A 12121-nucleotide genomic window follows, 5' to 3' on the forward strand; every position below is an offset into this window, starting at 1 on the left:
CCCCGCCACCGCTCCCCGGGGGCCCCGGCGGGACCCGGCCACCTCCACCACCTCCGCGGGCCGCCCGCGCATCGCCGCGCTCGACGTCGTACGCGGGTTCGCGCTATGCGGGATCCTGCTCGCCAACGTCCAGCCGATCGCCGCGACCGGCGCGTTCGTCGCGCCGTCCGCTCCCGGGGGCAGTGAGGCGGCCTGGCTGGGCCTGCTCGTCGAGCAGCGCTTCTTCCCGATCTTCTCCCTGCTCTTCGGCGTCGGGTTCTCGCTGCTGCTGGACTCCGCAGCCGCCCGTACCGCCCGTCCGCGCGTGGTCCTGCTGCGCCGGCTCCTGGTGCTGCTCGCGCTCGGCGTGGCGCACTTCGTGCTGTTGTGGCAGGGCGACATCCTGAGCACCTACGCCGTCGTCGGCCTGCTGGTGCTGCTGCCCTCGACCTGGCTGCCCCGCCTGGCCGTCGCCGCCCTCGCCCCCGCGTTCGTCGCGCTGTCGCTGCTCGTCGGAGGCGACCGCTTCGCTCTGATCGCCGGGCTGTTCCTGCTGGGCTCGGCACTGGTGAGGTACGGCGTGATCGACCGGCTGGAGCAGTCGGCGCGCGTACCGGCCACGCTCGGGCTGGTCCTGGCCGTCGCCGCGGCGCCCGTGCTGTGGCTCCAGACCCGGTTCGACACTGCCGGCCGCGGCTTCAGCATCGCACTGGCCGGGGCCGGGCTGCTGATCGCCGGAGTGTACGTCTGCGCCCTGCTGGTCGTGCTCAGGACCCCGCTGCGGCCGGTACTGCGGGCCGTGTTCGCGCCGCTCGGGCGGATGGCGCTGACCAACTACCTGTCCGCGACGGTCCTGGTGCTGGCGGCGAGCCGCGCTCTCGATGGCCCGCCGCACACCTGGCCGGCCTCGGCCGTGCCCCTGATCGCCGGTGGCATCCTCGCCGTCCAGTGGGTGTGGTCCACCCTGTGGCTGCGCCGCTACCGGCAGGGCCCGCTGGAGTGGCTGTGGCGCTGGGCCACCTGGGCCCGCCGCCCGCCCCTCCGCCGGGAGTAGACGGCGTCACGGTCGCGAGCCGAGTGCCTGCGGGAACGCCCGGTCACCCTCCCCTTCCCCGGCCAGCGCGCTCACCGCGGCGTAAGCCTCGGCGAGCGACCTGTCTCCCAGTTCCCTGAAGCGGGCCAGCGCGGGGACGTCCCCGGCGCGGGTCATCTCGGCCTGCACGACGTGCAGGTTCTCCTCGGCCACCCCCAGATCGCGGAAGTACGTCCGCAGGTAGGGCGTCTGGAAGTCGAAACCCTCCCGCGGGGTGCCGGGGCCGTAGGCGCCGCCCCTGGCGGCGACCACGACCACCGTCGTGCCGCGCAGGCGGCTGTTCCCGGTCGCGGGATCGATGTACGCCCCCGGGAACGTCACCCGGTCGATCCAGGCCTTGAGCGCGGCGGGCACCGTGAAGTTGTACATCGGGACGCCGACCAGCACGGTGCCGGCCGCCAGCAGTTCCATGATCAGCGGCAGCGTCAACGCCCATTCGCGTTCCTCGGCCGGGCCGGTGGCCATCGCGGCCACCCGCGCGAGCGGGACGACGCCGCGCCGCTCCACCCGGCGGCCGAGCGTCGTGTACGCGTGCGACACCAGCGGCACGGGGTCGGCCGCCAGATCCCGGTAGCGGTACCCGCTCGTGCCGTGCCGCCGGCACCAGACCTCCGCGAACGACGCGGTCAGCCGCCGGGTGACCGAATCGCCCGCAAGGCTCGCGCTGGAATCGACATGCAGCAAGGACGTCACCTGTCACCTCTCCTGTCTCGCGTTCGTCATCGTGGTGACGAGGCACGCGGGGGAAAGGTGACCGATGGGCGAGCACGACGGGCTGGCGGAACTGTTCGAGACCTACCGTCCTCATCTGCGCGCGGTCGCCCACCGGATGCTCGGCACCGCAGGCGAGGCCGACGACGCCGTCCAGGAGACCTGGCTGCGGCTGAGCCGCTCCGACGTCGGCGGGGTCGCGAACCTGGGCGGGTGGCTGACCACGGTCGTCTCCCGCGTGTCCCTCGACATGCTGCGCGCCCGCGCCGCCCGCCGGGAGGAGGCGGCACCGGGGCCGTACGACCTGGTGGGCGACGACCAGGCGGGGGACGGCTCGGGCGACCCCGAGCAGGAGGCGGTGCTGGCCGACTCCGTGGGCCGGGCGCTGCTCGTGGTGCTGGACACGCTGGCTCCCGCCGAACGGGTCGCGTTCGTGCTCCACGACGTCTTCGCCGTGCCGTTCGACCAGATCGGCCCCATCGTGGGACGGTCGCCGGTCGCCGCCAAGAAGCTCGCCAGCCGGGCACGCCACCGGCTGCGGGGCAGGCCCGAGGCCTCCGGTGTGGAGGCCGCGCGGCACCGGCGCGTCGTGGACGCCTTTCTCACCGCCTCGCGCGAGGGCGACATGGAGGCGCTGATGGCGGTGCTGGCGCCCCGGAGTGGTGCCGCCGGGCCGATCCGGCCGCGTTGCCCCCCGGGTGTGCCGGCGGTGGTGCGCGGCGCGGGGGCGGTCGCGCGGGAGACCGTCGTCCTCGGGCGGCGGGCCCGGTTCGCCGAACCGGCGCTCGTCGACGGGGCCGTGGGCGCCGTGGTGGCCCCGCGCGGCCGGCTGCTGCTCGCCCTCGCCCTGGCGATCGAGGGCGAGCGGATCGCCGAGATCGACGTGGTGGCCGACCCCGTACGCCTGCGCGCACTGGACCTCGCCCTTCTGGTGTAGGGTGCCGGTCACGGCGGCGACGACGCGAGGAGGTGAGCCCCATTACCGCTGAACAGGTCGGGTGCTCCCTTCTCCCCGTGCGTACGGTCGCGTAGAGACAGGCGACCGCGGGAGCGCCCTCGGCACACCGAAAGGCTCTCCCTTGTCACTGTCCTTCTCCCCCGCTTTTCCCTCGATCGTGGCCCGGCTGCGGGCCGCCGGGTGCGTGTTCGCCGAGGACGAGGCCCGTCTGCTGGCCTCCGCCGCGCGTACGCCCGCGGAGCTCGACGACATGGTCGACCGGCGCGCCGCTGGCCTGCCCCTGGAACACGTCCTCGGATGGGCCGAGTTCTGCGGCCTGCGGCTGGCCGTCGACCCGGGGGTCTTCGTGCCCCGGCCGCGCACCGAGTTCCTGGTCGCCAGGCCGCCGCACTGGCCCGGCCGGGCGCCGTCGTCGTCGACCTGTGCTGCGGCTCGGGCGCGATGGGCGCGGCGCTGGCCGCCGCCGTCGGGCCGGTCGAGTTGCACGCCGTGGACGTCGACCCCGCCGCCGTGCGCTGTGCCCGCCGCAACCTCGCCGCGGCCGGGGGCAGGGTGTACGAGGGCGACCTGTACGCGGCTCTGCCCGCCGCCCTGCGGGGCCGGGTGGACGTCCTCGTCGCCAGCCCGCCGTACGTGCCCACCGGCGCGATCGGGCTGCTGCCGCCGGAGGCGCGCGTACACGAGCCGCAGGTCGCGCTCGACGGCGGCGCGGACGGGCTCGACATCGTACGGCGGGTCGTCGCCGGAGCGGGCGGCTGGCTCGCGCCGGGCGGCCACCTGCTGGTGGAGACGAGCGAGGGCCAGGCCAGGGAGACCACCGACGCCGTCGCCCGCGCCGGGCTCGCCGCCCGCCTGACACACGACGAGGAACTGGACGCGACCACCGTGATCGGAACCATGCCGGGCGGCGCGCGCAGGTGACGGCCGGCGGGAAACCCGGTTGATCGGCTTCGGGCGCCTTTCCGCAGGGACCTCGGGGAGTAGAGGAGCACACCCGTGACAGAAGCGAGTTCTCTCCTGCTGGAACGCCTGCACGCGGCCGGCCTGACCGACGTCGTCGCGGTCGAGCCGGCCAGTGGAGGCCTCGCCGCGACTGCGGGGATCGCGCGCCGCGGCGACGGCACGTCGGTGTTCGTCAAGGCGTTCGGCGAGCCGCCGTCGGACGACGCCTTCGCCGCGGAGGCCGAAGGGCTCACCGTGCTGCGCGAGGCGGGCGGCGTCGCCACGCCCGAGATCGTCCTCGCGGACCGCGACCTGCTCGTGCTGTCCGTGCTGCAGCCCCGGCCGGGCACCGAGGCCTTCTGGGAGCGGTTCGCGCATGCGCTCGCCCACCTGCACACCGCCACGCGGTACCCCCGCTTCGGGTGGCACCGGGACAACTGGCTGGGCCGCCGCCGGCAGGTCAACACCTGGGATGACGACGGGTTCGAGTTCTTCGCCCAGCACCGTCTGCTGCGCTGGCTCGGCGAGCGTCGCGTCCAGGAGGCGCTCGGCACGGCGGACCGGGCGGCGCTGGAGCGGCTGTGCGACCGGCTGCCCGAGCTGCTGCCGGTCAGGCCCGCGTGCCTGACGCACGGCGACCTGTGGGCGCTGAACGTCATGGCCACCCCCGATGGGCGGCCCGCGCTGATCGACCCGGCCGTCTCGTACACGTGGGCCGAGGTCGACCTGGCACACCTCTGGACGACGGCGCCGCCGCCCGAGGCGCACGTGTTCTTCGAGCTGTACGCCGAGCTGACCGGGCTCGACCGCGACTGGCGCGAACGCATGCCGATCCTCCAGCTACGCCAGCACCTGGCCGTGATCGCCCAGTTCGAGCCCGACTGGGGCGCCGCCGACCTCGTACGCGCCACGCTCGCCCCGTTCCGGCGGAGGCCGTGAGCTCAGCTGAGGGTACGGGGACGCAGTGGCGGTTGCCGCGGGAAAACCAGTTGATCGGCTTCCTGCGCCCTCGTCTATTGTCGGGCCGTGCTTTCCGATGTGCGGCTGCCGCCGGCCGAGACCCACGAGCAGTTCATGGCCGTCCGGCGGGACGAGTCCCGTCTCGGCCCGGCCGTCTCCGCCCTGGTGAGGGGGCTCGGGCTCGGTGACGAACGCGTCGAGCGCTTCGCCGACGGGTCGGTGCCGGTCTACGCGGTGGGCGACCGGCACGTGCTCAAGCTCTACCCCTCGACCGCCCTGCCGGAAGGGTACGACGTCGAGCACGCCGTCCTGCGGGCCGTCGAGGGACGCCTGCCGATCCCGACGCCCCGGGTCCTTGAAGCGGGACGGGTCGACGGGTGGAGCTACATCCTGATGACGCGCTTGCACGGCGAGAGCCTCGCCGAGGCGTGGCCGCGCATCCCGCGAGACGACCGGGTGGAACTCGCCGCCGCCGTGGGCGAGACCCTGGCGGCGCTCCATGCGGTCTCCTCCCCCGCCGTCGACGCGGTCGTGGGCCCGCAGGACTGGGACGGCTTCATCCGTACGCGCCGGGAGGCGTGCGTGGCCCACCACCGGGCAGACGGGCTGGACGAGGCGTGGCTGGCGCAGATCCCGGGCTTCCTCGACAGCGTCGAACTCCCGCCGTCCGCGCCCGTCCTGCTGCACACGGAGGTCATGCGCGAGCACCTGAGGGTGGTGCGGGACGGCGGCGGCTGGCGGCTGGCGGGCCTGTTCGACTTCGAACCGGCGATGCGGGGCGCCCGGGAGTACGAGTTCGCCTCGGTGGGGCTGTTCTTCTCCTGCGGCGAGGCCGAGATCCTGCGCCGCCTGCTCCTCGCGTACGGCTACCGCGAGTCCGACCTGGGCGAACAGCTGAGCAGACGGCTGCTGGCCTATGCCCTGCTGCACCGCTACAGCAGCCTCGCCTGGTATCTGACCCGGTTGCCCGCGCCGCCGCAGCCCACTCTCGACTGCCTGGCCACGCACTGGTGGGCCCTGTAGGCCGCGAGCAGAGATCCTGGGTCAGGCGTGTCAGCGCGCCGCGGCGCCGGTGACGTAGTCGTGCAGGCGCGCCGATCCTTCGAGCATGGCGACGGCCGTGGAGGCGAGGGCGGCGCCGCGTTCGGAGAGAGCGGCGCGCAGCGCCTCGGTGCTGCCGGTGCGGCGCAGGCCGTCGAGCACGTCCCCGATCCGCGCCAGCGGATACCGCCCCTGCCGCAGCATGAGGATCATGCGGGCGTCGCGGACCTCGGCAGGGCCGTACCACCGGTAGCCGGTGCCGGGCTCGCGCTGCGGCGTCAGCAGCCCGGCGGCCTCCCACACCCGCAGCGCCGAGGCGCGTACGCCGAGAAGGGCGGCCACCTCCCCGATGCGCAGGGCGGACTGCGGCGCCGCCGGGCCGCCGGGGTCCTGCCCGGCCACCGCTTCGAGTGCCTCCCCCGTCGCCCGCAGTGCGAGCCGCTGCTGGTGCAGCGCGGCGTGGCAGGCGTCCACGAGGGCGAGCGCGCCCGCCAGGTCGCCGTCGTGCACCGCCAGCATGATCGAACGGGCGGCCTCCCACCCGTACCCCTTGGCCAGCGCCCGGTAGGCGAGCAAAGCCTCGCGGTGCCGCGTGTCGAACCTGCGATAGCCGGCGGCCGTCCGCTCGGCGGGCGGGAGGATTCCCGCGTCGGCGTAGTTGCGGATCTGCTGGGTGGAGACTCCTGCCTCCCGCGCCAGATCGACCGGGCGCAGCGCCCTGTGACTCACCTGTGGCTCACCGGACTTGAGGCTTCGGGTCGCATCCGCACATGGTAATGCCCCGCGAGTCTCAAGTGCCGCTCGTCAGGTTCCGGCGCAGGGCGTAGACGGCGGCGCCGACGGCGAGCACGGCGGCCCCGGAGACCACCGAGGACAGCGGCAGGGCGAAGGCCAGGATCAGGCACCCGGCCAGGCCGACGGCGGGCACGGCCCCCGGCGGCCGTCCCTCACCGGGGCCGAGGGTCCAGGCGCTGGCATTGGCGACGGCGTAGTAGACCAGCACGCCGAAGGAGGAGAACCCGATCGCGCCGCGCAGGTCAGCGGTCGCGGCCAGGATCGCCACGACCGCGCCGACCGCGATCTCGGCGCGGTGGGGCACCTTGAAGCGCCGATGGACGGCGGCCAGCGCGTGCGGCAGGTGCCGGTCTCGGGCCATGGCCAGCGTGGTGCGCGACACCCCGAGGATCAGCGCGAGCAGCGAACCGGTGGCGGCGACCGCGGCGCCCGCCCGTACGACCGGAGCGAGGCCGGGGTGCCCGGCCTCCCGCACGACGGCGGCCAGGGGTGCGACCGCGTCGCCCAGGCCGGCGCCACCCAGCACGGCGAGCGCGGCCACCGCGACCGCCGCGTAGACGACGAGGGTGATGGCCAGCGCGAGCGGAATCGCCCGGGGAATGGTCCGCGCCGGGTCGCGCACCTCCTCACCCAGAGTGGCGATGCGGGCGTAACCGGCGAAGGCGAAGAACAGCAGACCCGCCGACTGCACCACCCCGCCGGCGGTGGCGTCGGCACCGACGTCCAGCCGCCCCGGGTCCGCGGCGCCGGAGGTCAGGCCCGCGACCACCACGGCGGCCAGCACCGCGAGGACCGCTCCGACGATGACCCGGGTGAGCCAGGCGCTCTTGTGGATCCCCGCGTAGTTGACCGCGGTCAGCGCCACCACGGCCGCCACCGCCACCGCGTGGGCCTGCTCCGGCCAGACGTAGGAGCCGACGGTCAGCGCCATCGCGGCGCACGAGGCGATCTTGCCGACCACGAACGCCCATCCCGCCAGGTAGCCCCAGAAGTCCCCCAGCCGCTCCCGCCCGTACACATAGGTGCCGCCGGAGGCCGGGTAGCGCGCGGCCAGCCGGGCCGAGGAGGTCGCGTTGCAGTAGGCGACCACCGCCGCCGCCGTCAGCCCGAGCAGCAGCCCGGACCCTGCCGCGCGCGCCGCCGGCGACAGGGCGGCGAAGATCCCCGCGCCGATCATCGAACCCAGCCCGATGACCACGGCGTCGGCCAGGCCCAGCCGGCGCTCCAGCGGCCCCTGCCCCGCGCCTGCCGGGGTGCGCGCCATCGCGTACCTCCACTGATCCGACATCGATCACCGTACTGCCGTCGGAGCACCGTCTCGGTCCTGCTGCTGCAACACCGCAGAGGACGCGAGCTGACCGGGCGCATCCTCGCCGCCACCCGGCGTACGACGGGGGCCAGGGCCGCCCACACCCTGGTCGCCGACATCGAGAAGGCGCTCGGCATCTACGACCTGTCCCGTTTCACTCCCCCCGGGGTGACGTACCCCGACCGGCCCGGCGCCTCCGCGGCCGCTCGTCAGCGGCGCCCCGCTTCGGCGGGCGCGGCTCGACCCGGTCCACGGCTCCGGGCCCGGGTTCCTCACCCGGTCAGGGCCACAGGCGGTGACGTGCCCAGGCGGCGTCCTCGCGCGTGTAGCGCAGGCGGATGTGGCGGCGGTCGTGGTCGGCCTGCCAGAACTCGACTTCTTCGGCGCGGACGCCGTACAGAGTCCATCCCGGCGCGACCACCTCAGGGTCGGCCTCGATCCGCGCGTGCGCCGCGCGCAGGGCGGCTTCGAGGTCGGACGGCTTGTCCAGGACCTGCGACTGGCGGCCGGTCAGGGCGTCCGCGCGAGCACCGGGGGAACGCGCGAGGAAGTCGGCGGCGCTGCGCTGCGCGTCCGCCGCGAAGGCCGTGCCCCGCACCCGGATCTGACGGCCCTGCTCGGGCCAGTAGAACGCCAGAGCGGCGTACGGTGTGGCGGCCAGCTCCCCTCCCTTACGGCTGCCCGCGCTCGTCGCGAAATACCAGGTGCCGTCCGCCCCGAGGTCCTTGCAGATCAGCACACGGGAAGAAGGCCGTCCGCCGGCGTCGGCCGTCGCCAGGGACATGGCATGCGGCTCGCGCACCCCGGCCTCGACGGCCGAGGTCAGCCATTCCACGAACAGGGCGACCGGATCGGCCGGCGCGGCGTCGACGTCGAACCCCGGCAGTTCGGTGTCGAAGACGGGAAGCCCCCGCAACAGATCACGAATCGAACCCGCCGGACCGTTTTCCCCCACGATCGCTCCTCCACCTCGAACCGCGACGGTGATCTCCGAAGCCACAGCCATGCCTACCACTGCCGGCGCGGTGCCCGTTCACCGGCCCCGAAACTCCGGGCCCGCGGCCCGTGCCGTCCGGAGCCGTGATCATACGGCTGGGAAAAGGATTCGACGGGATGTTGCTCGGGCTTGTAGCTTGCAGTCGACCGTGACACCGCCCGAGGAGGTGAGACCCATGAACGCTGTATCGATGTGGGTGCTCCCCCTCCCCCGTCACGGCCGGCGATTGATGTAGGTGTCGCCGGGAGCGCCTCGACAACAGGGCACTCCCGAAAGGCAACACCTATGAACTCTCTGCAGTTCCCCGCCGGGCCGCCGTCGAACGATACGGTCGAGCGCGACTTCACCGTGGGCGACGTCCCCGGACTACGGTCGCCGGCCTCCGGCGCCGATCGCGCGCCCCTCATGTTCGACGTGATCATCGCCGGGTGCGGGCCGACCGGCGCGATGCTGGCCGCCGAACTGCGGCTGCACGACGTGCGGGTACTCGTTCTGGAGAAGGAAACCGAACCCAAGTCGTTCGTCCGCATCGTCGGTCTGCATATTCGCAGTCTCGAGCTGATGGCAATGCGTGGACTGCTGGAGCGCATTCTCCAGCACGGAAGACGGCGTCCGGCCGGCGGTTTCTTCGCCGCCATCGACAAACCCGCGCCCAAGGGCCTGGATTCCGCGCACGCCTATCTGCTGGGCATTCCGCAGCCGGTCATCGAACGCCTGCTGGAAGAACGTGCGGTCGAGCTGGGTGCGCAGGTCTGGCGCGGTTGTACGGTGGCCGGTTTCGAGCAGGACGACGAGGGTGTGACCGTCGAGCTGGCCGACGGGGAACAGCTGCGTTCGCGCTATCTCATCGGCTGTGACGGCGGGCGCAGTACGGTGCGCAAACTGCTCGGCGTCGGCTTCCCCGGCGAGCCCGCGCGGACCGAGACGCTGATGGGCGAGATGGAAGTGGGTGTGCCCCAGGAGGAGATCACCGCCAAGGTGACCGAGATCCACGAGACCCATAGGCAGTTCTGGCTCAGGCCCTTCGGCGAAGGCGTCTACAGCGTCGTCGTCCCCGCCGCGGGAGTCAGCGGTCGCGCGGAACCGCCCACCCTCGAGGATTTCAAACAAGCGCTGCGCGCCATCGCCGGAACCGATTTCGGCGTGCACTCCCCGCGCTGGTTGTCCCGCTTCGGAGATGCCACCCGGCTAGCCGAACGTTATCGGGTCGGGCGGGTGCTGCTGGCCGGCGATGCGGCGCACATCCATCCACCTATCGGCGGGCAGGGCCTCAACCTGGGCGTTCAGGACGCGGTCAACCTCGGCTGGAAACTGGCCGCGCAGATCCGCGGCTGGGCGCCGGAAACACTGCTGGACACCTACCAGGCCGAACGTCATCCGGTCGCGGAGGACGTGCTGGACAACACCCGCGCCCAGATGGAACTGCTGTCCGCCGAACCGGGCCCGCGGGCCGTGCGCAGGCTGCTCACCGAACTGATGGACTTCGACGAGGTGAACCGCTATCTGATCGAGAAGATCACCGCGATCGGCATCCGCTACGACTTCGGCGAAGGTCCCGACCTGCTCGGCCGCCGCCTGCCCGACATCGACGTGAAACAGGGCCGCCTCTACGGTCTGCTGCATCGCGGCCGTGGCCTGCTGCTGGACCGCACCGAACGCCTGACCGTCGGCGGCTGGTCGGACCGGGTCGATCACCTCGCGGACCCCACCGCGGCACTGGATGTTCCGTGCGTCCTGCTCCGCCCCGACGGCCACGTCGCCTGGATCGGCGACGATCAGCGGGACCTGGACGACCGCCTCTCCCGCTGGTTCGGCAAGCCCGCCAACTGATCTCGCCCGAGCAATGGTCATCCGCCACAGAGAACAGACCGACCATCGGTGCAGGTCACGGAGGTGGGCGGGGAGCCCATACCGGGCCTATACCGCCAAGCGCTCTGCTCGTCGGTATCCGTTCGGCACGAGCCAAGGAAGAGCAATATGGGTATTCGCAAGGGAATGGCGGCGGCCGCTCTGGCCGTCGGAGCCGGCGTGACCGTGCTGCCGGCGGCGCCGGCCTGGGCGGCGAACTCGGAGTGCACCGTTCAGAACTTCTGGACGACCTGCTCCACGGGGAACCTCTCGGCCGTCAACGGCTGGATTGAGGTGACGACCTTCGAGTCGTACATCGGCAACCCGCTGTGCGACGCGAGCGAGATCCGCTGGAAGGTCGTGGACGCCACCAACGGCCACGTCGTCGGCCGCGGTACGGGTGCCACCAACCGCTGGCGGATCTCCGGCCTGACCAACAGCTACTACGGCCGCTTGGACAACTGTCCCCGGATGACGATCCGCATCCACAACTCGTAGCCACCCACGGGCGGGCTGAGGGACGGCTCGTACACCCAGAGCGGGTCGAAGGTCACGGTAACCAACGCCGGCTACAACGCCACGAGCGCGGCGTACGGGGGCAGCGTGACCTTCGGCTTCCTCGGCCGCCGGGACAACGGCGCCAACCCCGCACCCAAGCAGTTCACGCTCAACGGCTCCCCCTGCGCGAACGAGCCGACGTACTGATCGCGAGAGCGGCCGAGCTCCGGCACCGTCGGGAACGGTTCCCCTCGAACGCACCCGGCGTTCAGTACTCGATCAGCATCTGCATGATTTTGATCTTTTGAGGATCACCGTTGGACGCGACGTACTGTTTCAAATCCTTCTCCCAGGACTTATATGCCGGCGGAACGCAGTAGAACATGTATCCGCAGATCATCTTGTCCTGGAACTCGTCGGCCGCGGTGAGGAGCTTCGCCACGTCCTGATCGATCTTGAGCTTGTCGAATTCCGACTTGACCTCGAAGATGATGAATCTGTCCGCGTCCGGATTGTCCTCGTCGTGCAGCGTGAAGAGCATCAGGTCGGCCCGGTTCGACTCTGGGTAGGTCTTGCCATACGACTGCTCGGCGAGCAGCGTGTACGTGCTCTCCTGGAAGTCCTTGTGGTTTGCGATCAGCCGATAGAGTTCGGCCCGCACCGTTCCCTCGTACAGCCACCCCTTGGGGCGCCACAGCGCGGACGAGGCCTCTCTCCGCGTCAGTTCGGCTATCGCGTGTCCGGCCAATTCTTCTTCGATATAGGATCGCAGCGCCATATCAACCCCTTGTCGCAGCCGGATTTTCGGACGGACTTTTCTCCAGTGGCACGGATTTTCGGCACTCCGGAGTGTAGCCGCACCTTTACGGCCTGTATAGAGGGCTTTTTGGCACCGCAATGTCGGCCCCCTACTCCCGAGCATGTCCCCAGCCGTCAGGTAGCGATTGCGATTCGTAGTCGTTTCGGAGCGGTGAATGCGGGTGGGTGGGT

Annotated in this window: 12 protein-coding genes and 1 pseudogene; 8 read left to right on the plus strand and 5 right to left on the minus strand. The window is 72.1% G+C overall.

Annotated features, from left to right (window positions below; all coding sequences use genetic code 11):
- A partial coding sequence (locus B1L11_RS42510; RefSeq protein WP_306291782.1) for a DUF418 domain-containing protein occupies positions 1 to 1033 on the plus strand: 1033 nt, incomplete at its 5' end.
- 6 nt (positions 1034 to 1039) lie between these two features.
- On the opposite strand, the gene B1L11_RS42515 is transcribed toward B1L11_RS42510, so the two are convergent.
- A complete protein-coding gene (locus B1L11_RS42515) occupies positions 1040 to 1765 on the minus strand; it encodes an FMN-dependent NADH-azoreductase (RefSeq protein ID WP_079320832.1) in 726 nt (241 codons plus the stop codon).
- A 64-nt stretch (positions 1766 to 1829) separates the two neighbouring features.
- Here B1L11_RS42515 and B1L11_RS42520 point away from each other — a divergent pair, with 64 nt between their 5' ends.
- From B1L11_RS42520 to B1L11_RS42535, 4 genes and pseudogenes are all read left to right on the plus strand, one after another.
- Positions 1830 to 2720, plus strand: a complete 891-nt coding sequence (locus tag B1L11_RS42520; protein WP_079320833.1) for a sigma-70 family RNA polymerase sigma factor — start codon at positions 1830 to 1832, stop codon at positions 2718 to 2720.
- 142 nt (positions 2721 to 2862) lie between these two features.
- A pseudogene (locus B1L11_RS42525) lies at positions 2863 to 3662 on the plus strand (putative protein N(5)-glutamine methyltransferase).
- A 75-nt stretch (positions 3663 to 3737) separates the two neighbouring features.
- Positions 3738 to 4622 (plus strand): fructosamine kinase family protein, encoded by an 885-nt coding sequence (locus B1L11_RS42530; protein WP_079320834.1) that lies wholly within the window; start codon positions 3738 to 3740, stop codon positions 4620 to 4622.
- Positions 4623 to 4709: 87 nt separating this feature from the next.
- Positions 4710 to 5666, plus strand: a complete 957-nt coding sequence (locus tag B1L11_RS42535; protein ID WP_218671666.1) for a phosphotransferase family protein — start codon at positions 4710 to 4712, stop codon at positions 5664 to 5666.
- 30 nt (positions 5667 to 5696) lie between these two features.
- On the opposite strand, the gene B1L11_RS42540 is transcribed toward B1L11_RS42535, so the two are convergent.
- The 3 genes from B1L11_RS42540 to B1L11_RS42550 form a co-directional block, all read right to left on the minus strand.
- Positions 5697 to 6413, minus strand: coding sequence for a MerR family transcriptional regulator (locus tag B1L11_RS42540; protein ID WP_079320835.1), 717 nt, complete (start codon positions 6411 to 6413; stop codon positions 5697 to 5699).
- Between the two features lie 61 nt (positions 6414 to 6474).
- A complete protein-coding gene (locus B1L11_RS42545; protein WP_079320843.1) occupies positions 6475 to 7743 on the minus strand; it encodes an APC family permease in 1269 nt (422 codons plus the stop codon).
- 325 nt (positions 7744 to 8068) lie between these two features.
- Complete coding sequence (locus B1L11_RS42550; protein WP_256863388.1) at positions 8069 to 8743, minus strand: pyridoxal 5'-phosphate synthase; 675 nt, start codon at positions 8741 to 8743, stop codon at positions 8069 to 8071.
- Between the two features lie 447 nt (positions 8744 to 9190).
- Here B1L11_RS42550 and rox point away from each other — a divergent pair, with 447 nt between their 5' ends.
- The 3 genes from rox to B1L11_RS42565 all read left to right on the plus strand — a co-directional run bounded on the left by rox (position 9191) and on the right by B1L11_RS42565 (position 11338).
- Entirely contained in the window at positions 9191 to 10615 is a 1425-nt protein-coding gene (gene rox / locus B1L11_RS42555; protein ID WP_218671667.1) for a rifampin monooxygenase, read from the plus strand.
- 147 nt (positions 10616 to 10762) lie between these two features.
- Positions 10763 to 11131, plus strand: a complete 369-nt coding sequence (locus tag B1L11_RS42560; protein WP_143737949.1) for a hypothetical protein — start codon at positions 10763 to 10765, stop codon at positions 11129 to 11131.
- Positions 11132 to 11146: 15 nt separating this feature from the next.
- Positions 11147 to 11338: a cellulose binding domain-containing protein gene (locus B1L11_RS42565; RefSeq protein ID WP_079320839.1), complete on the plus strand. Its 192-nt coding sequence runs from the start codon at positions 11147 to 11149 to the stop codon at positions 11336 to 11338.
- Between the two features lie 61 nt (positions 11339 to 11399).
- Here the strand turns inward: B1L11_RS42565 and B1L11_RS42570 are convergent, their stop codons facing one another.
- Positions 11400 to 11909 (minus strand): hypothetical protein, encoded by a 510-nt coding sequence (locus tag B1L11_RS42570; protein WP_143737950.1) that lies wholly within the window; start codon positions 11907 to 11909, stop codon positions 11400 to 11402.
- Positions 11910 to 12121 lie beyond the last annotated feature (212 nt).

It is taken from the genome of Microbispora sp. GKU 823, from assembly GCF_002027145.1.
Classification (GTDB): domain Bacteria; phylum Actinomycetota; class Actinomycetes; order Streptosporangiales; family Streptosporangiaceae; genus Microbispora; species Microbispora siamensis.